The organism is Pikeienuella sp. (assembly GCF_046290545.1).
In the GTDB taxonomy this organism is placed as follows: Bacteria; Pseudomonadota; Alphaproteobacteria; order Rhodobacterales; family Rhodobacteraceae; genus Pikeienuella.
Window position 1 is genome coordinate 566,287 of record NZ_JBKAGV010000017.1, and the last position, 21,990, is coordinate 588,276.

At 69.6% G+C, this 21,990-nt stretch carries 19 protein-coding genes and 1 tRNA gene; 8 read left to right on the plus strand and 12 right to left on the minus strand.

Annotated elements, in window-relative coordinates; all coding sequences use genetic code 11:
* The first annotated feature begins 119 nt into the window (after positions 1-119).
* Entirely contained in the window at positions 120-2,609 is a 2,490-nt protein-coding gene (locus tag ACE37J_RS19270) for an FAD-dependent oxidoreductase (RefSeq protein WP_409714461.1), read from the plus strand.
* Positions 2,610-3,129: 520 nt separating this feature from the next.
* On the opposite strand, the gene rpsD is transcribed toward ACE37J_RS19270, so the two are convergent.
* From rpsD to ACE37J_RS19290, 4 genes are all read right to left on the minus strand, one after another.
* A complete protein-coding gene (gene rpsD, locus ACE37J_RS19275; RefSeq protein ID WP_409714464.1) occupies positions 3,130-3,750 on the minus strand; it encodes a 30S ribosomal protein S4 in 621 nt (206 codons plus the stop codon).
* 195 nt (positions 3,751-3,945) lie between these two features.
* The gene (locus ACE37J_RS19280) at positions 3,946-5,694 is read right to left on the minus strand and encodes a monovalent cation:proton antiporter-2 (CPA2) family protein (protein WP_409714467.1); all 1,749 of its coding nucleotides are present in this window, start codon (positions 5,692-5,694) and stop codon (positions 3,946-3,948) included.
* Positions 5,695-5,764: 70 nt separating this feature from the next.
* Positions 5,765-6,883, minus strand: coding sequence for a 3-dehydroquinate synthase (aroB, locus tag ACE37J_RS19285; RefSeq protein ID WP_409714470.1), 1,119 nt, complete (start codon positions 6,881-6,883; stop codon positions 5,765-5,767).
* Positions 6,880-7,464: a shikimate kinase gene (locus ACE37J_RS19290; RefSeq protein WP_409714473.1), complete on the minus strand. Its 585-nt coding sequence runs from the start codon at positions 7,462-7,464 to the stop codon at positions 6,880-6,882. Before ACE37J_RS19290 ends, aroB begins: the two co-directional genes overlap by 4 nt.
* 128 nt (positions 7,465-7,592) lie before the next feature.
* On the opposite strand from ACE37J_RS19290, the gene ACE37J_RS19295 reads away from it, so the two are divergent.
* The 3 genes from ACE37J_RS19295 to ACE37J_RS19305 are packed head-to-tail and all read left to right on the plus strand — an operon-like array spanning position 7,593 to position 9,634.
* Positions 7,593-7,733 (plus strand): hypothetical protein, encoded by a 141-nt coding sequence (locus ACE37J_RS19295; RefSeq protein WP_409714476.1) that lies wholly within the window; start codon positions 7,593-7,595, stop codon positions 7,731-7,733.
* Positions 7,730-8,623, plus strand: a complete 894-nt coding sequence (locus ACE37J_RS19300; protein WP_409714479.1) for a site-specific tyrosine recombinase XerD — start codon at positions 7,730-7,732, stop codon at positions 8,621-8,623. The genes ACE37J_RS19295 and ACE37J_RS19300 overlap by 4 nt, the downstream gene beginning before the upstream one ends.
* 30 nt (positions 8,624-8,653) lie before the next feature.
* Complete coding sequence (locus ACE37J_RS19305; RefSeq protein ID WP_409714482.1) at positions 8,654-9,634, plus strand: aldo/keto reductase; 981 nt, start codon at positions 8,654-8,656, stop codon at positions 9,632-9,634.
* 14 nt (positions 9,635-9,648) lie between these two features.
* Here ACE37J_RS19305 and ACE37J_RS19310 read toward each other — a convergent pair.
* From ACE37J_RS19310 to ACE37J_RS19330, 5 genes are all read right to left on the minus strand, one after another.
* A tRNA-Ala gene (locus ACE37J_RS19310) sits at positions 9,649-9,724 on the minus strand.
* A gap of 19 nt (positions 9,725-9,743) precedes the next feature.
* On the minus strand, positions 9,744-10,541 hold the full coding sequence (locus ACE37J_RS19315; RefSeq protein ID WP_409714485.1) for a phosphate/phosphite/phosphonate ABC transporter substrate-binding protein: 798 nt from the start codon (positions 10,539-10,541) through the stop codon (positions 9,744-9,746).
* On the minus strand, positions 10,538-11,476 hold the full coding sequence (locus ACE37J_RS19320; protein WP_409714488.1) for a fatty acid desaturase: 939 nt from the start codon (positions 11,474-11,476) through the stop codon (positions 10,538-10,540). The genes ACE37J_RS19315 and ACE37J_RS19320 overlap by 4 nt, the downstream gene beginning before the upstream one ends.
* Before the next feature lie 32 nt (positions 11,477-11,508).
* A complete protein-coding gene (locus ACE37J_RS19325; protein ID WP_409714491.1) occupies positions 11,509-12,276 on the minus strand; it encodes a TIGR02186 family protein in 768 nt (255 codons plus the stop codon).
* Complete coding sequence (locus ACE37J_RS19330; RefSeq protein WP_409714494.1) at positions 12,273-13,184, minus strand: sulfite exporter TauE/SafE family protein; 912 nt, start codon at positions 13,182-13,184, stop codon at positions 12,273-12,275. The genes ACE37J_RS19325 and ACE37J_RS19330 overlap by 4 nt, the downstream gene beginning before the upstream one ends.
* A gap of 179 nt (positions 13,185-13,363) precedes the next feature.
* On the opposite strand from ACE37J_RS19330, the gene ACE37J_RS19335 reads away from it, so the two are divergent.
* Both ACE37J_RS19335 and ACE37J_RS19340 read left to right on the plus strand, forming a co-directional pair.
* Positions 13,364-14,446 (plus strand): alpha/beta fold hydrolase, encoded by a 1,083-nt coding sequence (locus ACE37J_RS19335; RefSeq protein ID WP_409714497.1) that lies wholly within the window; start codon positions 13,364-13,366, stop codon positions 14,444-14,446.
* 59 nt (positions 14,447-14,505) lie between these two features.
* Entirely contained in the window at positions 14,506-14,832 is a 327-nt protein-coding gene (locus tag ACE37J_RS19340) for a TraR/DksA family transcriptional regulator (protein ID WP_409714500.1), read from the plus strand.
* Here the strand turns inward: ACE37J_RS19340 and ACE37J_RS19345 are convergent.
* Both ACE37J_RS19345 and ACE37J_RS19350 read right to left on the minus strand, forming a co-directional pair.
* Complete coding sequence (locus ACE37J_RS19345; RefSeq protein WP_409714503.1) at positions 14,829-15,527, minus strand: CDP-alcohol phosphatidyltransferase family protein; 699 nt, start codon at positions 15,525-15,527, stop codon at positions 14,829-14,831. The two genes, ACE37J_RS19340 and ACE37J_RS19345, sit on opposite strands and share 4 nt — an antisense overlap.
* A gap of 58 nt (positions 15,528-15,585) precedes the next feature.
* Entirely contained in the window at positions 15,586-19,035 is a 3,450-nt protein-coding gene (locus tag ACE37J_RS19350) for an indolepyruvate ferredoxin oxidoreductase family protein (protein ID WP_409714506.1), read from the minus strand.
* Positions 19,036-19,233: 198 nt separating this feature from the next.
* On the opposite strand from ACE37J_RS19350, the gene ACE37J_RS19355 reads away from it, so the two are divergent.
* Positions 19,234-20,184, plus strand: a complete 951-nt coding sequence (locus ACE37J_RS19355; RefSeq protein WP_409714509.1) for an alpha/beta fold hydrolase — start codon at positions 19,234-19,236, stop codon at positions 20,182-20,184.
* A gap of 6 nt (positions 20,185-20,190) precedes the next feature.
* Here ACE37J_RS19355 and trpS read toward each other — a convergent pair whose 3' ends face one another.
* Positions 20,191-21,219: a tryptophan--tRNA ligase gene (gene trpS / locus ACE37J_RS19360; protein WP_409714512.1), complete on the minus strand. Its 1,029-nt coding sequence runs from the start codon at positions 21,217-21,219 to the stop codon at positions 20,191-20,193.
* Positions 21,220-21,303: 84 nt separating this feature from the next.
* Between trpS and ACE37J_RS19365 the strand changes: the two genes are divergently transcribed.
* Entirely contained in the window at positions 21,304-21,972 is a 669-nt protein-coding gene (locus ACE37J_RS19365) for a rhomboid family intramembrane serine protease (RefSeq protein WP_409714515.1), read from the plus strand.
* Positions 21,973-21,990: the final 18 nt, after the last annotated feature.

Sequence of the window (21,990 nt, forward strand, 5' to 3'; positions counted from 1 at the left end):
AAGGCCGCGCCCCCGAAGGGCGCGGCCTTTGGCGTTTTCAGGCGGCGTTCCGTCGCCGGGGGCGCACAAGCCTGAAGCCGCCGGACGCATCTTCCGCCCGAGGAATCAAGGAGCAAGCCATGAGAATCCATGCCCGCGCCGTCGTGGTCGGAGGCGGCGCCGTCGGCGCCTCCATCGCCTATCATCTGGCTAAGGCGGGATGGACGGACACTGTGCTGCTGGAGCGGGACGAGCTGACCTCCGGCTCCACCTGGCACGCCGCTGGGCTCCTGCCGCTCTTCAACATGTCCTATGCGACCACGCATATCCACGATTACAGCGTGAAGTTCTACAAGACGCTGGAGGCGGAGACGGGGCTCAACGCCGGCTTCTCCGTCGTCGGCAATCTCCGGATGGCGCAGTGCGACGCACGGATGGACGAATACCGGCTCTATTCCGCGACCGCGGAGAGCGTCGGCATCCCGCATGAATTCCTCACCCCGAAGGAGATCGCCGCGCGCTGGCCGCTCGTGCGGACGGAGGACCTGAAGGGCGCGCTCTTCCACCCGACCGACGGCTACATCAACCCCGCCGACGTGACTCAGGCGATGGCCAAGGGCGCGCGGCAGCGCGGGGTGGAGATCGTCCGCCGCGCACATGTCACCGGGTTCGAGCGGCGGGGCGGCGAGTGGATCGTCCGCGGCGCCATGATGGCGGAGCGGGGCGGCAACCTCGTCCTGACCGACGAGACCTTCGAGATCGTATGCGAGCATGTCGTAACCGCCACCGGCAACCATGCCCAGGCCACCGCCGCGATGATCGGCTGCTACATCCCCGCCATGCCGGTGGAGCACCAGTATATCGTCACCGAGCCGGACCCGGCGCTGGTCGAATGGCGGAAGGCGAACGGCGAACATCCCGTGCTCCGCGACGCCGATGCGAAATGGTATGTGCGGGAGGAGCGGGGCGGCTGGATTCTCGGGCCCTACGAGCGGAACGCCCCCGCCCGCTTCATGTTCGGCGTGCCCGAGACCTTCCGCGCCGATCTTTTCCCGCTCGATCTCGAACGAATCGAGGCGGAATACATGTCCATGATCCACCGCATTCCCTCTTCCGAGGCGGTCGGGCTCAAGGACGATTTCAACGGCCCGATCTGCTACACGCCGGACGGCAACCCGCTCGTCGGCCCCGCGCCGGGCGTGGAGAATTTCTGGTTCGCGGAGGGCTTCTCCTTCGGCATCACCGCCGCGGGCGGAACGGGCCATTACCTCGCGCAGGTTATGACTTCGGGCGAGGCGGAGATCGACATGTGGTCGCTCGACCCGCGGCGCTTCGGCGGCTGGGTCAACCGCGAATACGCCCGCCGGAAGAATGAGGAATGCTACGAGCACGTCTTCATCCTCCACCACCCCGATGAAGAGCGGGAGGCGGCGCGCCCGCTCCGCACCGCGCCCTGCTATGACCGCATGAAGGCCCGCGGCGCGCAGTTCGGGCAGGTGAACGGCTGGGAGCGGCCAAACTATTTCGCGCCGGAAGGCTTTGACGACCATGCGAGCCGCTCCTTCCGCCGCGGCGGCTGGTGGCCCTTCGCGGAGGCCGAGGCGAAGGCTGTGCGGGAGGCGGCCGGGCTCTTCGACGCCACCGCTTTCACCAAGCACCGCGTCGCCGGGCCGGGCGCGACCGCCTTTCTCGACTGGCTGACCTGCAACCGCCTGCCGAAGATCGGCCGCATCAACCTTACCTACGGGCTCACGGACGCCGGCACGGTGCGCACCGAGTTCACCATCGTGCGGGAGGGGGAGGACGAGTATTATCTCGTCACCGCCGGCGCCGCGCAGGCCTATGACAACGACTATCTCGTGAAGGAGGCCGCGGCGAAGCGCGCGGAGTTCGGCTGGATCGAGGTGCAGGACGTCTCGACCCAATGGGGCGTCTTCGCCCTCGCCGGGCCGCGGAGCCGCGACATCCTGAAGGAGATCATCGTCGCGCCTGACCCGGCGACGGCGCTGACGAACAAGGCCTTCCCCTGGCTTTCCGCGAAGCGGATCGACCTCGGCATGGTCCCCGTGAAGGCGATCCGCGTCGCCTATACCGGGGAGCTCGGCTGGGAGCTGCATCATCCGATCGAGATGCAGAACCATCTCTTCGACCTTCTGGAGGCGGCAGGCGCGAGGCACGGGATGAAGCTCTGCGGCGCCCGCGCGATGAACTGGCTCCGGCAGGAGAAGAGCTATCGCGCCTTCGGCTCCGATCTCGGACGGGATGCGACGCCGCTCGAGGCCGGGCTGGACCGGTTCGTAGACATGGAGAAGGACTTTCGCGGCAAGGCGGCGATGGTCGCCACGGGCGTCCGCGCGAAATGCGTCACCCTGCTGATCGACGGTCCGGCGGATGCGGACCCGTGGGGGCGGGAGGCGCTGCTCTCCGGCGGCGAAGTGGTTGGCCGGCTCACCTCGGGCGGATACTCCGTCGCTTTCGGCAAGCAGATCGGCCTCGGCTATGTCCGCCCCGCCCTCGCCGCGCCGGGAACGCGGCTCGAGCTGCGGATGCTCGGCGCGCTCTGGCCGGCGACCGTAATGGAGGACAGTCCCTACGATCCCGAGAACGCGACGATCCGGGCGAACGGGTGAAAGGCGCCCCCGGCCGGGGCCGGGGGCGAAGTGAGAGAACGAGCCCCGCGAGGGGCGACTGCGTAGAGGGACAGTCGGGAAGGAGCCAGCCGACAGGGAGAGCCGCCGAAGGCGAATCAGGGCCGACCCCTTCCCCATGTTTCATGCGCCGTCCGCGTGACGCAGGCGTGAGACAAGAAAAATGCCCCCCGGAGTGATCCGGGGGGCGGCGCGGGCATAGGCCCGGCAAGTGTCTGGTCTCGGCTTCACGAGGTCCCCCTCGCCGCGACGCGCCTGTCTCATGGCGGCGGGGGAGGGGCCAATCCCTCCCGCCGCAGCCGGTGCGCCCCGGCCGATCCCGGTGAAATCCCTGCCTGAAACACCTGCGGCTGCAACGCCTTGATAAGGTCCTGTTAACCCATCCGGCGTGACCGGGGTGTGACTTGCGCAGCCTTTTTTCAGCTCTCGCCGCTTTTTCGCCCTGATATCGACAAAAAAACGGCGGCCGAAGCCGCCGTTCCTTCGCCGCGCAGAAGGCGCGTCAGTTCTTGGCGTAGTACTCGACGACCAGATTCGGCTCCATCTGCACCGCATAGGGCACGTCCGAGAGCGAGGGGCGGCGCACGAAAGTGGCGCTCATTTTCGAGTGGTCGGCGATCACGTATTCCGGAACGTCACGCTCGGGAAGCTGCACCGCTTCGAGCAGGACGGTCATCTGCCGGGACTTCTCCCGCACCTCGATCACGTCGCCAGGGGCGCAGCGATAGGAGGGGATGTTCACGCGCTTGCCGTTCACCAGCAGGTGGCCGTGGTTCACGAACTGCCGCGCGGCGAAAACGGTCGGTGCGAACTTCGCGCGATAGACCACCGCGTCGAGCCGCGATTCGAGCAGGCCGACGAGGTTCTCGCCCGTGTCGCCGCGCACCCGGTCCGCCTCGGCGTAGATCCTGCGGAACTGCTTCTCCGTCAGGTCGCCGTAATAGCCCTTCAGCTTCTGCTTCGCGCGGAGCTGGAGCCCGAAGTCGGACATCTTGCCCTTGCGGCGCTGGCCATGCTGGCCCGGGCCGTATTCGCGCTTGTTGACCGGGGATTTCGGGCGTCCCCAGATGTTCTCGCCCATGCGGCGGTCGATCTTGTGCTTCGCGGCGGTGCGCTTCGTCATCGTTCAAAACCTCAACTTGCGGCTGAAATCGCCGCGTACCGATAGGGGCGCTCTCCTCTTCCGGCTCGAACCGGACGACAGGGCCCGCCTTGCGGCGGCCGCGAGCGCCAGAGTCAACCACCGCCCCAACGGGCGGCGGTATGCGGAGCCTCTAGGCCCCGGTCCGCCGCGAGTCAACCCGCGCCCGGCCCGGTCTCAGACGACGGAATAGCGCTGGCGCATCTTCTCCGCCCCTTCCTCCATGCCAAGCTCGGCCTGGAGGCGCAGCATCTCCTCATCCCGGCGCCGGAATTCCTCGACCACCTCCTCTACCGCCGCCTCGTCGCCGAGCGCGGCGAGCCCCTCCGAGGCGAGGGCGATGGCGCTTTCCCGGGTCTCGCGGATCACATGGTCCGCCCCTGCAGCGCGCAATTCCAGCTCCTGGAACCGGTCATAGGCCGCGGCGAAGAGCCGGAGATGCGGCCAGCGCTGCTTCATCCGCGCCACCGCCAGCTTCGCCCCCTCGCGGTCGTTGATGCAGTAGAAGATCGCGTCCGCCTGTTCCGCCCCGGCGGCGCGCATCACGTCCGTCTTGGTCGCGTCCCCGTAGAAGACCTCGGAGCCGAAGGTGCGCGCGAGCCGGATGCGCCGCGGCGCGTTGTCGATGAGCGTGACCGAGTATCCCCGCATCCGCATGATCCGCGCCACGACCTGCCCGAACCGCCCGAACCCGGCGACGATGACGCGCGACGGAGTGACGACTCCGCCCGCCTTCACCTCCGGCTCCCCTCCGCGCGCGAGCCGGGCGATGATCCATCCCGCGCCCCTGAGTGCGAAAGGCGTCAGCGCCATGGAAAGCGCTACCGTGACGGTCAGGACGCTCACCTCCCGCGCCGTCAGCAATCCGTCTGACGCCGCGAGCGCGAAGATCACAAAGCCGAACTCCCCCGCCTGGCCGAGCGTCGCGCCGATCTTCAGCGCATCGTCCCGGCCCGAGCCCGAAAGCCGCGTGAGCGCGAAGATCAGCGCCGTCTTGAGAGTGAAGAGCCCGAGCGCGCCGAAGATCACGACCGGCCAGAAGGCCCAGGCCACGTCCCACTCCACCGCCATGCCGACGCCGACGAAGAAGAGCCCGAGAAAGAGCGCACGAAAGGGCTCGATATCGCTTTCGAGCTGGTGGCGGAACTCCGTCCCCGCCAGCAGCACCCCGGCGATGAAGGCGCCGAGCGCCATGGAGAGCCCGGCCCATTGCATGGCGAGCGCCGCCAGCGCGACGACGAGCAGCGCCGCGGCGGTGAAAACCTCGTCCGCCTTCACCAGCGCGATGAGGCGAAAGAGATGCTTCAGCCCGTAATGGCCGACGATCACGAGCCCCGCCAGCGCGGCGACGGCGACCCCGGCGTCGCGAAGCGTCATCCCCGCGCTCGCCCCGCCGAGAAAGGCCGTAAGGGCGAGGAGCGGCACCACGGCGATGTCCTGGAAGAGGAGGATCGAGAAGGCACGGTCGCCATGCGGCGTCGAGAGCGCGTTCCGCTCCCGCAGCAACTGCACCCCGAAGGCGGTGGAGGAGAGCGCGAGCGCAAGCCCGATCACGATCGCCGCCGGCGCCCCGCCCGTCACCAGCCCCGGGACAAGCGCGAGGATCAGCGTCAGCGCCGCGCCCGTTAACGCCACCTGCGCGAAGCCGAGCCCGAAGATCTCGGCCCTGAGCCGCCAGAGCCGCAGCGGCTGCAATTCGAGCCCGATGACGAAGAGAAGGAGCACGACCCCGAATTCCGAGACATGGCGCACCGCGTCCACATCCGTCAGCAGCCTGAGCCCATAGGGTCCGATCAGGGCGCCGGCTGCGATGTAGCCGAGGATCGAGCCGAGGCCGAGCCGCTTGAAGAGCGGCACGGCCAGCACCGTCGCGCCAAGATAGGCGGCGGCTTCGAGGAGGAGGGGGTCGGCGCCGGCTTCGGCCATTTCGGCTCCTTTCGCCGCCACTATGGCGAAAGGCGAGGCGGGCGCAAAGCGCCCCTGCGCCGCGGCGGGTTCAGCCCCGGCGTTCCACCAGCGCGTCCGCCAGAAGAGCGCGCGCGGCTTCGGCCGGCGCGTCCGCCGCGATGAAGGCCTCCCCGATCCCGCGCGCGAGGATGAAGACGAGCCGCCCGTCCTTCACCTTCTTGTCCTGCCCCATCAGCGAGACGAGCGCCTCCGCGCCCGGCAAGTCGCCCTCGATATCCGCCAGAATCGTCTTCATCCCCATCTCGCGAAAATGCGCCCGCACCCGGCTCGGCGCCTCCTGCGCGCAAAGGCCGAGCCGCATCGAGAACTCGAAGGCGAGCGCGCAGCCGATGGAGACGGCCTCCCCATGCAGCAGCCGGTCCGAATAGCCGGTCGCCGCCTCCAGCGCATGGCCGAACGTGTGGCCGAGATTGAGGAGCGCGCGCTCCCCCGTCTCCGTCTCGTCGCGGGCGACGATGCCGGCCTTCATCTCGCAGGCGCGGCGGATCGCGGCGATGCGCGCCGCCTCGTCTCCCGCCTTCAGCGCCGGGCCGATCCGCTCCAGCCGCTCGAAGAAGGCGGCGTCGCCGAGGAGCCCGTATTTCACCGTCTCGGCGTAGCCGGAGAGGAAATCCCGCTCCGGCAGCGTGTCGAGGAGCCCGGTGTCGGCGAGGACGAGCCGCGGCTGGTGGAAGGCGCCGATCAGGTTCTTCCCTTGCGGCGCGTTGATGCCGGTCTTGCCGCCGACGGAGGAATCGACCTGCGCCAGCAGCGTCGTCGGGATCTGCACGAAATCCACGCCCCGCCGCAGCGTCGCCGCGGCGAAGCCCGCAAGGTCCCCGATCACGCCGCCGCCGAATGCGATCACGAGGTCGTCCCGTCCGATCCGGAGGTCTAGCAGGGCGGAGAGAAGGCGCTCGAACACCGCGAAGCTCTTGCTCCCCTCGCCCGGCGGCAGGATCACCGCCTCCGCCGAAATCCCGCCCGCAGCGAGTCCCTCCCGCAGCGCCGGGAGATGGAGCGCCGCCACCCGCTCCTCCGTCACGATCGCCGCCTTCCGGCCGCGCATGACGGGCGCGATCTCCGCTCCCGCGCGGGCGAGGAGGCCGGGGCCGATGCGTATGTCGTATCCCCGCGCGCCGAGCGCGACGTGAAGCGTCTCGATCATGGAGCCTCCTCCAGCAGCCGCGCCGCTTCCGGCGCCTCCCGGTCATGCGCCCGCATCGCGGCGAGCGCGGCGGCGGCGACGTCCTCCGCCTTCCCGCCCTGCGGGCTTTCGACCGCGATTTCGGCGCCGGCGTAGACGGGATAGCGCGCCGCCATCAAGCCCTTCAGGATCTCCCGCGGGTTCCCGGCGTTCAGGAGCGGGCGGGACTTCCGCTTCGCCGTCCGTTCGACCAGCGTCTCGAGACCGGCGCGGAGCCAGATCGCCGCCCCCGCCGCGCTGATCGCCTTTCGCGTCTCCTCCGCCATGTAGGCCCCGCCCCCCGTGGCGAGGACGAGCGGGGGCCCGGCGAGGAGGCGCGCGATCACCCGCTTCTCCCCGTCGCGGAAGGCTGGTTCGCCGAGCGTGCGGAAAATCTCCGGAATGGTCATCCCCGCCGCCGCCTCGATCTCCGCATCCGCATCCCGGAACGGCGCGGAAAGAAGGGCGGCGAGCCGCGCGCCGACTGTGGATTTCCCGCAGCCCATGAGGCCGACGAGCGCGACGGGGCGGCGAAGTCTTGCTCCCGGCGCCGCGCCCTCCATCGAAACCTCGCCCTCCCGCGTTGCGCCGCGGCCCGCCGCCGCCTAAATTCATCCGGGCGAGCGCCCGGCGCCGCAGGGGTTTAACCGCTCCGGCGGCGGCTGGCAAAGAGGAAGCGGGGAGCGGAGACATGCGGCGTCTGATCGGCCTTCTCCTCGGTCTCGCTCTGCTCGCAGCGGCGGGCCTCGTCGGCTACGCCTATCTCGGCGATCTCTCCTCGCCGGTTCGCCCGGTGGAGGCTCCGGCCTCCGGCGTCGGCTTCGGCTCTTGACCGAAGCGCCGCCAGACGCGCGGCTGATCCGCCTCTTTCTGGAGGCGATGCGGGCGGAGCGGGGCGCGGCGGCCAACACGATCTCCGCCTATGCGCGCGACCTCTCGCTCTACGCCGCGCATCTTGCCGCGCGGGGGCGAACGCTTGGCGAGGCGTCGCGCGCCGATCTCGAATCCTGGCTCGCCGACGCGGCGGAGGAGGGGCTCGCCCCCGCCACGCGGGCGCGCCGCCTTTCGGCTGCACGGCGGCTCCACCTCTTTCTCTACGAGGACGGCTGGAGGACAGACGACCCCGCCGCCCGCCTCTCCGGCCCGAAGGCTGCCCGCCCCCTGCCGAAGACCCTGAGCCTCGCGGAGGTTGAGGCGCTGATCGGCGCGGCTCATGCGGCGGGGCCGCGCGCCTTCTGCCTCATGGAGCTTCTCTACGCGACCGGCATGCGCGTTTCCGAACTCGTCTCGCTGCCCCTCGCCGCCGCGCAGGGCGGGCCGAAGATGCTGCTCGTGAAGGGCAAGGGCGGGAAGGAGCGGATGGTCCCCCTCTCCGCCCCGGCGCGCGCCGCGCTTGAGGCCTGGCTGAAGGCGCGCGATCCGGGGCCGAAGCCCTCACCCTTCCTCTTCCCCTCGCGCGGCAAGGCCGGGCATCTGACCCGCGCGGGCTTCTTCGAGATGGTGAAGGATCTCGCCGCCGCCGCGGGGATCGACCCCGCCCGCGTCTCCCCCCATGTCCTCCGCCACGCCTTCGCCTCGCACCTCCTCGCCAACGGCGCCGATCTCCGCGTGATCCAGCAGCTCCTCGGCCACGCCGACATCTCGACGACCGAGATCTACACCCACGTGCAGGAGGAGCGGCTGCGCGCCCTCGTGCTGGAGAAGCATCCGCTGGCGGACTAGGCTCGCCTCCGCACATGGGAGGAGCGCAACATGGACTATGTGAGATTCGGCGGGACGGGGCTGGAAGTCTCCCGCCTCTGCCTCGGCTGCATGTCCTATGGCGAGCCGGATCGCGGCGCGCATCCCTGGTCGCTCGGAGAGGCGGAGGCGCGGCCCTTCATCCGCAAGGCGCTCGACCTCGGGATCACCTTCTTCGACACGGCGAACGTCTATTCCGCCGGTTCGAGCGAGGAGATCGTGGGCCGCGCCCTGAAGGATTTCGCGAAGCGGGAGGAGGTGGTGATCGCCACCAAGGTCCACGGGCGGATGCGCCCCGGCCCGAACGGCGCCGGCCTCTCCCGCAAGGCGATCATGGCCGAGATCGACGCCAGCCTGAAGCGCCTCGGCACGGACTACGTGGACCTCTACCAGATCCACCGCTGGGACCACGACACACCGATAGAGGAGACGCTGGAGGCGCTGAACGACGTGGTGCGCGCCGGCAAGGCGCTCCATATCGGCGCCTCCTCCATGTTCGCCTGGCAATTTGCGAAGGCGTTGGCGATCTCGGAGGCGCGGGGCTGGGCGCGCTTCGTCTCGATGCAGAACTATCTCAACCTCCTCTACCGGGAGGAGGAGCGGGAGATGCTGCCGCTATGCCGCGACGCCGGAATCGCGACGATGCCCTGGAGCCCGCTCGCCCGCGGGCGCCTGACCCGCGATTGGGAGGCGACGAGCGCGCGGCTGGAGACGGACGAATTCGGCCGCACCCTCTACGCCGGAACGGAGGAGGCGGACCGGAAGGTGGTGGAAGCGGTCGCGAAGGTCGCCGCCGCGCGCGGGCTCCCGCGGGCGCAGGTCGCGCTCGCTTGGGTCCTCTCGAAGCCGGGGGTGACGACGCCGATCATCGGCGCGACAAAGCTCTCCCATCTCGAAGACGCCGTCGCCGCGCTTTCCGTCACGCTCTCGCCGGAGGAGATCGCCGCGCTGGAGGCGCCCTATGCGCCGCACGCGGTCGTCGGTCATCGCTGAGGGAGGTTGGGCCTTGGTGGAGCCGAGGGGGATCGAACCCCTGACCTCGTCATTGCGAACGACGCGCTCTCCCAGCTGAGCTACGGCCCCTCGCCAAGGCTCGCGGGAATTAGGGCGCCCGCCCCGGGGTGTCAATGGGCGCTTCGCGCCAATTCTCCGCCGGCCACCCGGCTGCGAGGGGTTCGTAATCCGCCTCGACGCGGCGCGCGAAGCCGTTCAGATGCAGCGCGGCCCGCGCCGCGGGTCCGAGAGCGGCGATCCCCGCCTCCGCCGCCTCGGCGAGGCGCGCCGCCTCTTCCGCCCCGCGCCGGGCCGTGATCCAGGGGAGCCCCGGCGTCGGCGGCGTTTCCGCCAACACGCGCAGCGCCCGCGCCGCCGGCTCATGGTCGAGCGCGAGCCGCCATGTCACCGCGTCGATGGAGGCGATGTCGGCCCGCCCCTCCGCCACGGCGCGGATCGACAGGCGGTGCGCGCCCGTCTCGACGAGCGCGCCGAAGAGCGCCGCCGGCGGGCCGAAGGAAGCGGCGAAGGCGGCGAAGCCGGACTGGCTCTCCGCCATGTTGAAGGCGAAGGCCCGCCCCGCGAAGTCCGCCACGGCGCCCGCCGCCTCCTCCGCCCGTACGACGACGACGCTGCGATAGTCGCCCTGCGCGCAGCCCGGCAGGTCATAGGCCGGCGCCCCGAGCAAGGTCACCGCGCCCCGGAGCCGCGCGGAGAACGGGAGCCCGCAAGTCTGGCTCAGCAGCAGTTCCGGCGAAAGCCAGTGCGCGAAAAGGTCGGCCGGCCGCGCCCTTGCCTCCGGCGCCGCGAACCCCGCCGCGCGGAAGGCGTCGCGGAGCGCGCGCCAGAGCGCGTCCGTCTCCGCCTTCACTTCCGGCCAGTCATACATCGGCAATGCGGCGATCACCGCATCCGGTCCATCATCGGATGCGCCGCCGGCTCCTTCGGCTTCAGCGCATGGCGCGACAGAACCTCGGCGTAGGAGCGGAAGACATAGCCGCCGTTGAGCTTGCGGAACCGTTCCCGATGCGCGGCGTAAAGCGCGGGAAGCCGGTGCCATGAAACCTCCGGGTGCGCGTGATGCACCGCATGGAGGTTGTTGTTGAGATAGAGCAGCGCCAGCGGCCCCCGGTCCTCAACGATGGCGGAGCGTTCGGAGGCCCGCTCCTCCGCCCGGTGTTCGAGGAAGCTCCGGAGCGAGATCAGCGCGAGCCCGCCATAGCAGGCGAGCGCGTAGCCGAGAGGGGAAACGCCACACCAGCCGAGCCAGAGGAGGAGCGGCGCCGCCCCGAGCGCATGGAGCGCCCAGCCGAGCATCACGTCGCGCCTCCCGGCCCGGATCAAACGCGCCTCGGCGATCACGAAATTGACGAAGCCGAGCCCCGGCCCGATCAGCATCCGCCCGAGCGCGGCGTTGTTGGCCTTCAGCAGCGCCTTCATCCAGGCGGGGCGCTTCTCGTAATCCTCGGGGTCGAGATACCAGCTCTCCGGATCGTCATAGGGGTCGGTCAGCCGCGCGTCGCGATGATGGGCGAGATGCGTCTCCCGGTACCGGCGATAGGGATAGGCGAAGCTGAGCGGGAGCGCGACGAGCGCCTCGTTTACCAGCGGCCATCGCGTCGGATGGCCGTGGATCGCCTCGTGCTGGAGCGAGGAATGGAAGGCGAGGACGAGGGCGAGGCCGGGATAGACGAGCCATGTCTGCGCCCCTGGCGCGGCCAGCGTCAGGAGCCCGAAAAGCGCGTAGCAGGTCGTCAGCGCCGCCCAGGTCGGGGCTTCGGCGCGGAAGGCGATGAACATCGGAGAACCCCAGGGCCGGATTCCGCCGGCCGCGGCGAACATGGCTCCAGATAACCGCGCCGATCAGGAACCTGTCAACGCCTGAGAAGCCGCGCGGCCTCCGAAGCGCCCCAACCGGCGAGGAGCGCGACAAGCACGGAGAGGAGGCCGTAGAGCAGCGATTGCTCATGCGCGAGCGTGTAGAGGAACCGCTCCAGCCCGACCTTGCGCACCTCCAGCGTCGTGGCGAAGCGGTCGAGCACCTGCCGGTCGCGCAGCAGGAAGACCCGCGCCTCATAGTCCCCTTCTACGAGGTTGGAAGGAAGGTCGATGCTCGTCTGGAAGAGCGTGCGCCCGATGATCTCCACCCCGCTGGCCGCCTCTGAATAAACACCCGCGCCCCGGTTTAGCCGGATCGCCGCCTCCTGGAATTCCAGCGGATCTGCCGCCGCACCCGCCTCGCCGACCACGCGCATCGTGCGTTCGATCGAAATGCGGTGGCGGAGGTCCTCCGTATGGCTCAGCACCTCGAAGAGCGGGCCCGATGCGGCGACGGCGTAGAAGCTCGGGGCCTCGTCGATCTCCACGCTCTCGACATTGATCCAGAGGCCGAAGACCCGTTCCTTCTTCCGCACCACCTTCGCCTGGCGCGGCCCGGAAATGGTCACGATCACGGAAAGCGCGTCGTCCCGCGCATCGGGGAGCCGCGCCCGCTCCACCGCGCCGAAGACGAAGATCTGCGAGCCCGTGAAGGTCGCCGTGATGCCGACCGCCTTCTGGCTCAGCGCCGCGATCACCCGCTCTTCCGCCGCCCCGGCGGGCAGGGCGAGGAGCGCGAGCAGGAGCGCGACGAGGCGGCTCACCGCATTTCCCCGAAGGAGAAGAGCTCGGACGGCGTCAGCACGAGGTCGAGCGCGATCTTGAGGCAGACGGCCAGAACGATGAGCGCGAGAAGGATGCGAAGCTGCTCCGCCCTGATCCGCACGCCGAGCGCGGCGCCGACCTGCGCGCCGATCACGCCGCCGAAAATGAGCAGGAGCGCGAGGATCGCATCGACGCTCTGGTTCTGCGTCGCATGCAGGAGCGTCGTCAGCGCGGTGACGAAGATGATCTGGAAGAGCGACGTGCCCACCACAACCGCCGTGGGCATGCCAAGCAGATAGATCATCGCCGGCACCATGATGAACCCGCCGCCGACGCCCATGATCGCCGCGAGCAGGCCGACCATGACGCCGACGAGGAACGGCGGGATGGCGGAGATGTAGAGCTTGGAGACGCGGAACCGCATCTTCAGCGGCAGGCCGTGAATCCATCCATGATGCTTCCGCGGCTTCGCCGGCCCGCCGGCCCGCACGCGCCGGAGCGCGCGGACGCTCTCGTTCAGCATCAGCCCGCCGACCACGCCGAGAAAGAGCACATAGCAGAGCGAGACGAGCAGCTCGACCTGCCCGAGCGCGCGGAGAAGCGAGAAAACCCAGACGCCGATCACGGAGCCCACCGCGCCGCCGGCGGAGAGCACCACCCCCATCCTGATGTCCACCGTCTTGCGCCGGAGATGGCCGAGAACGCCGGAGACGGAAGAAGCTACGAGCTGGTTCGCCCCTGTCGCAACCGCGACGGCGGGCGGGATGCCGATGAAGATCAGGAGCGGCGTCATCAGGAAGCCGCCGCCGACGCCGAACATCCCCGAAAGCATGCCGATGAGGCCGCCCATGCCGAGAAGCACGAAGGCGTTGACCGAAAGCTCGGCGATGGGGAGGTAGATCTGCATCGGGGCCTCCCGGCGACGTTAATCATCACTACCTTTCGCAATCGCGAACGCCATAGGGCCAGATGCGACAAATCGGAGCGATGTGGACCGCCGGGGCCGCTTCCGGCATGGTCGCGGCTGAACGGAACACGCGCTCAAGCAGCGCGAAGCGCGGCGGCGCAAGAAGGAAAGGCACCGAGATGGACGGCGTCGAAGCGATCCGGGTGGAGACGGCGACAGGCCTCTCCATGAACGTGCTCACGGCCGGCCCGCCGGAGGGGCCGCCGATCCTCCTCCTGCACGGCTTTCCCGAGCTTGCGCTGAGCTGGCGCCATGTCATCCCCCGCCTTGCCGGCGCCGGGTTCCGCGTCCTGGCACCTGACCAGCGCGGCTATGGCGGCACGCGGGGCGGCGACGCGACCTGGGCCGCCGATCTCTCCGCCTTCGGCATGCCGGCGCTCGTGCGGGATGCGCTGGCGCTGCTCCACGCGCTCGGAATTCCCCGGCTCCGCGCGGTGATCGGCCACGATTTCGGCTCCCCCGTCGCCGCCTGGTGCGCGCTCACGCGGCCGGACGTCTTTCCGGCCGTCGCGCTGATGAGCGCGCCCTTCGCCGGCCCGCCGGGCTTCGCCCCCGCAGCGGCGGGGGATGTCCATGCCGATCTCCTCGCCCTCGACCCGCCCCGCGTCCACTACCAGCACTGGTTCGCGACGCCCGGCGCGAACGCGGACATGCTCTCGGCGCCGCAAGGGCTCCCGGCCTTCCTCCGCGCCTATTTCCACTGCAAGAGCGGCGACTGGGCCGAGAACCGCCCCTTTCCGCTGACGGGTTGGACAGCCCCCGAACTCGCGAAGCTGCCGCGCTACTACGTCATGGACGCCGGCAAGGGCATGGCGGAGACGGCCGCCGCGATGGCTCCCTCGCCGGAAGAGGAAGCCGCCTGCCGCTGGATGAGCGCCGAGGACCTCGCGCTCTACGCCGCCGAATACGGGCACACGGGCTTTCAGGGCGGGCTCAACTGGTATCGCCGCGCGATCTCGCCGGAGGGCGCGGCGGAGCTGCGGCTCTGGGCCGGGCGGCGAATCGAGGTCCCCGCCTGTTTCATCGCCGGGGCGCGCGATTGGGGGATCAGGCAGGTACCCGGCGCGCTCGAGGCGATGGAGGGCGCCGCCTGCGCCGACTGGCGCGGAACGACGCTGATCGGGGGCGCCGGCCACTGGGTGCAACAGGAGGCGCCGGAGGAGACGGCCGCCGCGCTCCTCCGCTTCCTCGGCGGCCTTTGATCCAGCGCAAGGCGCGCGCCCTCGCGACGCCGGAGAAGGAAGGGGAAGGGAGCGCCGCCATGAGCCTTGCAACGAAGATGAAACCCCGCCTCGAAGCCCGCCTTGCCGAGCTCGGCCACCGGCTCGAAGAGGTCGAGCGGGAGCTCGACCAGCCGATGGACCCGGGCTTCGCCGACCGGGCGACGGAGCGGGAAGGGGACGAGGCGCTGGAGGCGCTGGGCGAGGCCGGGCTGCGAGAGGCGCGGGCGATCCGCGCCGCGCTCGGGCGCATCGAAACGGGAAACTACGGAATCTGCGCCGCCTGCGGGGAGGAGATCGCCGTGGCCCGGCTCGAAGCTGTCCCCCACGCCCCGCTCTGCGCCGCCTGCGCGGCGAAGGCGGCCTAACGCGCCCGCCCGAGCCCGAGCGCCTGCTGCGCCAGCCCCGCCGTCAGCAGATAGATCGATGTCGCCAGCAGGCCGAGCGTGCAGGCGAGCGGCTGCTCGAAATGCGTCCAGCAGGCCCAGCCCGCAAAGCCGACCCAGGCCACGCAGACCGGGAGGGAGACCCGCCGCCAGAGCGCCGTCCGCACCGGATGCACGAAGCGGAGCGGCAGGAACTGCGCCGCGGCGATCGCGAGGATGATGAGGAAGCCTTCGAGATTGGTGTAGTCCGTCGCGAAGAGCACCAGCACCACCATGTTCCAGCAGCCCGGAAAGCCCTGGAAGCTGGCGTCCTTCGTCTTCATCCGGTCGTCGGCGAAATAGATCGCGCCGGTCACGAGGATGATCGCCGCAGCCGGAATCGCGAGCGGATAACTCATCGTGCCGGAGGTGACGAGCGCCACCGCCGGGATGAACACATAGGTCAGGTAGTCCACGATCAGGTCGAGAATGACGCCGGACCAGCGCGCGGCGTGCGTCGCCACGTCCAGCCGGCGGGCGAGCGGGCCGTCGAGCCCGTCCACCACCAGCGCGCCGCCGAGCCAGCCGAACATCTCGGCCCATCGGCCCTGCATCGCCGCCAGCATCGCCATGAAGGCGAGGAAGGCGCCGGAGGCCGTGAGGAGATGGACGGAGAAGGCGAGGACGCGCGGTGTCATCCTGTCGTCGTAAATCCGTTCGGCGGGCGGCGCCAGCCCCCCGCCGGAGACCCTTGGCCTACTCGGCCGCCTTCAACCGCGGCGCGCCGCCGCTGCGGAATTCGGCCAGAAGTTCCTCGCGCCGCTTCGCCGCCGCCGCCTCGTTCGCCGCCTTCACATGGCCGAAGCCCTTGATCTGCAGCGGCAGGCCGGCGAGCTGCACGGCGACGGAATGCGTCTCCGCCTTCAGGCCCGCGCAAAGCTCGCCGATCAGCGCCTCATGCTCGTCGATCGCGCGGCGCTCGCCCTTCCGCTCGGCGGTGTAGCCGAACACGTCCCACATCGTGCCGCGGAGATGCTTCATCTTCGCCAGCCGCTTGAAGACGGGCATCATCCACGGCCCGAATGTCGTCTTGACCGGCCGGCCCTGGCTGTCTTTCCGGCCGAGGATCGGCGGGGCGAGGTGGAACTCGATCTTCTCCACCCCGTCGAACTTCTCCGCGACCTGCGCCTCCAGCGTTTCGGAATGGAGCCGGGCGACCTCGTATTCGTCCTTGTAGCTCATCAGCTTGAAGAGCCCGAACGCCGCCGCTTCGGCGAAGCCGTCGGCCCGCCCGCCCGTCGCCTCGCGCACCTTCGCCTCCGCCGCCTCAGCGGCGCGGACGGATTTCATCCAGCGCTCCGCCCAGTCCTTGTCGCCCCAGGCGACGAGGCGGTCATGGCGATAGGCGAGCTTCTCCTCCCAGCTCATCGTCTTCGCCGCCTTCGGGGCGATGGCGGCCTCCGCCTGTTCGGGGAAGGCCACGGCCCAGCGGCCGATCTCGAAGGCCGCCTTGTTGCCCTCGATCCCGGCGCCGTTCAGCTCGATCGCCTTGAGGATCGACGCCTTGAGAAGCGGGATGCGCCCCATCTGCCAGGCCGCGCCGAGGACGAGCACGTTGGAATAGATCGCGTCGCCGAGCAGCTTCTCCGCCAGCCGCGTGGCGTTGAGATAGGCGACCTTGTCCGCCCCCACCCGCGCCTCGAGCCCGAGGCGCAGCCGGTCCGCCGGGATGCGGAAGCCGCCGTCCATCGTGAACTCGCCGGTGTTGATCTCGTAGGTGTTGCAGACGACCCCGGTGCGACCCGTCTGCATCAGCGCGAGCGTCTTGGAGCCGGCGGTGACGAGAAGGTCGCCGCCGATCACCACGTCCGCCTCGCCCGTCGCGACGCGGATCGCCGTGATGTCCTCCGGCCGCTTCGCGATGCGGCAATGGATCTGCACCGCGCCGCCCTTCTGCGCGAGCCCGGCCATCTCCATCACGCCCGCGCCCTTGCCCTCGACATGCGCCGCCATGCCGAGCAGTGCGCCGATGGTCACGACGCCGGTGCCGCCGACGCCGGTGGTGACGGTGTTCCAGACCTTCTCGAATTCCGGCAGCGTCGGCTCCGGCAGGTCCGGCAGGTCGAGCCCTGCGGCCTTCTCCTTCTTCGGCGTCGCGCCATGGAGCGTGACGAAGGAGGGGCAGAAGCCCTTGAGGCAGGAGAAATCCTTGTTGCAGCTCGACTGGTCGATCTGCCGCTTGCGCCCCAGCTCGGTGTCGAGCGGCGCGACGGAGACGCAGTTGGAACGGACGCCGCAATCGCCGCAGCCCTCGCAGACCTCGGGGTTGATATAGACGCGCTTGTCGATGTCGGGGAACTTGCCGCGCTTGCGCCGCCGCCGCTTCTCCGCCGCGCAGGTCTGGACATAGATGAGGACGGTCGGCCCCTTGATCTTCCGCAGCTCCTTCTGCGCCTCGTCGAGCGAGTCGCGCGTGAAGGTCTTGACGCCGGCGGGGACCCGCTTCGGGTTGAAGGCCTCCTTCTCGTCATAGACGACCGCGACCTTGCGGACGCCGAAGGCCTTCACCTCCTCGATGATGCGATAGACGTCGAGCCCGCCTTCCAGCGTCTGCCCGCCGGTCATCGCCACAGCGTCATTATACAGGATCTTGTAGGTGACGGAGGCGTCGGCGGCGACCGCGGCGCGGATCGCCTGCGCGCCGGAATGGTTGTAGGTCCCGTCGCCAAGCTGCTGGAAGGCGTGGTCCGTCGTCACGAAGCGGCTCTCGCCGATCCAGTTCACGCCCTCGCCGCCCATATGGGTGTAGCCGATCACGCCGCGATCCATCCACTGCGCCATGAAATGGCAGCCGATGCCGGCAAAGCCGATCGAGCCGTCGGGCAGGCGGGTCGAGGTGTTGTGCGGGCAGCCGGAGCAGAACCAGGGCGTGCGCTCCGGCGTCTTCTCCACATTCGCGGAATTCGCCGCGCTCTCCAGCGCCTCGATCCGCCGCGTGCCGATCTCGCTCGCCACGCCCTCGTCGAAGAGCATCTTCCCGATCTTCAGCGCCACGTCGACGGGGGAGAGGCCCATCTCCACGGGGAAGAGCACGTTGTCCGCCTCGTCCCGCTTGCCGACGACGCGGGGGCGCTTCGGCGCATCATAGAGGATTTCCTTGATCTGGCTCTCGATCAGGCTCCGCTTTTCCTCGACGACGATCACGAGGTCGAGCCCCTCGGCCCATTCCTTCAGGCCCGTGGGTTCCAGCGGATAGATCATCGCCGGCTTGTAGACGGTGAGGCCGATCCGCTCCGCCGTCTCCTCGTCGATCCCGAGAAGGTCGAGCGCATGGGCGACGTCGAGCCAGGACTTGCCGGCCGAGACGATGCCGATCTTCGCTCCCGCCTTGCCCCGCACGCGCTTGTCGATCCCGTTCGCGCGGGCGTAGGCGTGCGCGGCCCAGCGCTTGTAGCGCTGCATCCGCGCCTCCTGCGGGATGCGGTCGTCCACGAGCCGGATGGAGAGGCCGTCCGCCGGCATCTCGAAATCGGTCGGGATCACGACCTTCACCCGGTCGGGCCGGCCGTCGATCACTGCGGTCGATTCGATCGTGTCCTTGAGGCACTTGATCCCGACCCAGAGCGAGGCGAAGCGGCTCATCGCATAGCCGTGCACGCCGAGGTCGATGATTTCCTGAACGCCGGCCGGGGCGAGAATCGGCATGTGCGCGTCGACAAGCGCGAAGTCGGACTGGTGGACGGTTGTGGAGCTTTCGCCCGTATGGTCGTCCCCCATCGCGGCGAGCACGCCGCCGAGCGGGGCGACGCCGGCGAGGTTGGCGTGGCGGAAGACATCCCCTGTCCGGTCCACGCCCGGCCCCTTGCCGTACCAGAGGCCGAAGACGCCGTCGAACTTCCCGTCGCCGCGGAGCCCCGCGGCCTGCGCGCCCCAGAGCATGGTCGCGCCAGAATCCTCGTTCAGCGCCGGCTCGAACTTCACGTCGGACGCGTCGAGCGCCTTCCGCGCTGCGAGGAAGGTCCCGTCTACGCCGCCGAGCGGGGAGCCGCGATAACCCGCGACATAGCCCGCCGTGTTGTGGCCGGCCTGCGCGTCCCGCCATTTCTGCGTGAGCATGAGGCGGACGAGCGCCTGCGTGCCGTTCAGAAGGACCTGCTCGCAGGAAAGGTCGAACCGGTCGCCAAGGCTTACGTTCGCGTGCTTCATCGCTTCCTCTCCTCGAGTTGCTCCATCCGCCCGCGCGCGAATCCGCCGCAGGCGCGGGCGTTTCGATCAAGGTAAGCAAAACTGACCTATTGCCGCAAGGGAAATTTCCGGCCTTTCGGCTGGCGGAAACGTTTCTGTCACGATGGATGTCGGATAGTCTCGCCCCGCGCAGAAGGCGCGAAGCGATGCGGGGGGCGCATGACGAGACGGGATCTTCTCGGCCGGGCGGCGGCGGCGATGGGCGCGGCGGCGCTTGGCGGTTGCGCGTCCGGCGGCGCAACGGCAGGGCCGGAGGCGCAATGGCCGCCGCTCGGCGGCTTTCTCTCCGTCGAGGGCGTGAGGCTCCACTATGTCGAGGAAGGGTCGGGCCCGCCGCTCGTCCTCATCCACGGCGCCAACGGCAACCTGCGGGATTTCACCTTCTCCCTGACCGGCAAGCTGAAGGACCGCTTCCGCGTCATCGCGATAGACCGTCCGGGCCACGGCTATTCCGAGCGCCCCGTCTCCGGCGGCTCGGACCCGGTTGTGCAGGCGAGGCTTGTCTCCGCCGCCGCCGCGCAGCTCGGCGCGGAGCGGACGCTGATCGCCGGCCATTCCTATGGCGGCGCCGTCGCCGCCGCTTGGGCGCTGGAACGCCCCGACCAGGTCGCCGGCGCCGCGATCCTCGCCGGCGCCACCTATCCGTGGGAGGGGGACGGCGGCCTCCTCTACAGCCTCGGCTCCGGCCCGTTCGGCCCGCTCGTCAGCGCGGCGGCGCGGCTCTATGTCCGGGGCGAGCGGGCGAAGGGCTTCGTCGCCGACGTCTTCGCGCCGAACCCGATGCCCGAAGGCTACGCGGAATACATCGGCGTCGAACTCGCCCTCCGGCCGGACACGTTCCGCTGGAACGCGGAGGACATCGACCGGCTCAACGGCCACCTCGCCGGCATGGCTCCTCGCTATGGCGAACTCGCCATGCCCGTCGAGCTTCTCCACGGCGACGCGGACGAGACGGTGGGTCTAGCGATCCACTCCGTCCCCTTCGCGGAGGCGGCGCAGAACGCGAACCTCACCGTCCTCCCCGGCGTCGGCCACATGCCGCATCACGCAAGGGAGGCCGTCGTTCTCGACGCGCTGGACCGTCTGGCGGCCTCCTCCGGCCTCGCCTGAACCCTCTCAGGCGCTCCGCAGCAGGCCGACGAGGTCGTAGGTCTTTTCGAGGATCGGCTCGGAAATCGCCCGCGCCTTCATCGCGCCCGCGCCGAGGACGCGGTCGATCTCGCCCGGATCGGCGAGATAGGCGCGCATCCGCCCCGCGATCGGCGCCACCATCTCCACCGCGAGGTCGGCGAGCGCCGGCTTGAAGGCGGAGAACTCGCGCCCGCCCCATTCGGACAGCACCTCCGCCGCGCCCTTGCCGGAAAGCGCGGCGTAGATGCCGACGAGGTTGCGCGCCTCCGGTCGGCCGTCGAGCCCGGAGAGGGCCTCGGGCAGCGGCTCCGGGTCCGTCTTCGCCTTGCGGATCTTCTTCGAGATCGCGTCGGCGTCGTCCGTCAGATTGATGCGTGAAAGGTCGGACGGGTCTGACTTCGACATTTTCTTCGTCCCGTCGCGGAGGCTCATGACCCGCGTAGCGGCGCCCTCGATCACCGGCTCGACCTCGGGGAAGAAGCCGGGCGCCCCGAAATCGTTGTTGAACTTGATCGCGATGTCCCGCGTCAGCTCAAGATGCTGCTTCTGGTCCTCGCCCACCGGAACATGCGTCGCGTGATAGGCGAGGATGTCCGCCGCCATCAGCGCCGGATAGCAATAGAGGCCGAGCGATGAGGCCTCGGCGTTCTTGCCGGACTTCTCCTTGAACTGGGTCATCCGGTTCATCCAGCCGATCCGGGCGACGCAGTTGAAGATCCAGGCGAGCTGCGCATGGGCCGGCGCCTGGCTCTGGTTGAAGAGGATCGACTTGTCCGGGTCGAGCCCGCAGGCCATGAAGGCCGCGGCCAGCTCGCGGATCGCGGTTTTAAGCTGCGCGGGGTCCTGCCAGACGGTGATGGCATGAAGATCGACCATGCAGTAGATGGTCTCGTAATCTTCTTCCTGCATCTCGACAAAGCGCTTGACGGCGCCGAGATAGTTGCCGAGGTGAAGGTTGCCCGAAGGCTGCACGCCGGAGAAGACGCGCCGCGCATGTGCGCCGGTTTCGGCCATTACCGTCTCCCTTTACTGAGCCGGCGGGGTTATGGAGCGGCCCCCCGGCGCGGTCAAGCGACGGGGGCCGAGACGGGAGGCGTGATGCTGGACGATCCGACGAGAGAGAGACAGGGGCCGCCCGCGCCCCCCGCCGTCGTCTGGGTCATGGCGCTCGCCTTCACCCTGCCGGAGCTTGTCTCCCAGTTCGGGGATGCGGGCATGGCCTTCCGCGTCGCGCTGGTGGAGCGGCTGGCCTTCTTCGACTTCTACCTCTCGGAAGCCATGGCCGGGCGCCCGGTTCCGCTGGAGTTCTGGACCTCGTTCCTGACCTACAGCTTCCTCCATGGCGGGCTCGTGCATCTCCTGATGAACGGGGCGATCTTCCTCGGCGTGGGCGGCATGCTGGCCAACATCCTCGGAACGGGGCGTTTTCTCTTTATCTTCTTCATGTCCGCGGCGTCGGGCGCTCTGCTCTGGGGCCTTCTTTACCAGGGCGCGCCGGCGGCGCATCTCGTCGGCGCCTCGGGCGCGATCTTCGGCTTCATCGGCGCGCTGAAGCGGTGGGAATGGCGCTGGATGCGGCTGACGGGCGCGCCCGGCACGCGGTTCTGGGGCACGATCACGGCGCTCGTCATCCTCAACGTCGTCCTCGCCCTCGCCGGGCCGGGCGGCGCGGAGGTGGCGTGGGAGGCGCATCTCGGCGGCTTCATCGGCGGCTGGCTGGCGGCGGACATGGCGGCGCCGGGCCGGGCCGCGCCCTCCCCGATCTGACCGCCCGCCCTTCCGGCG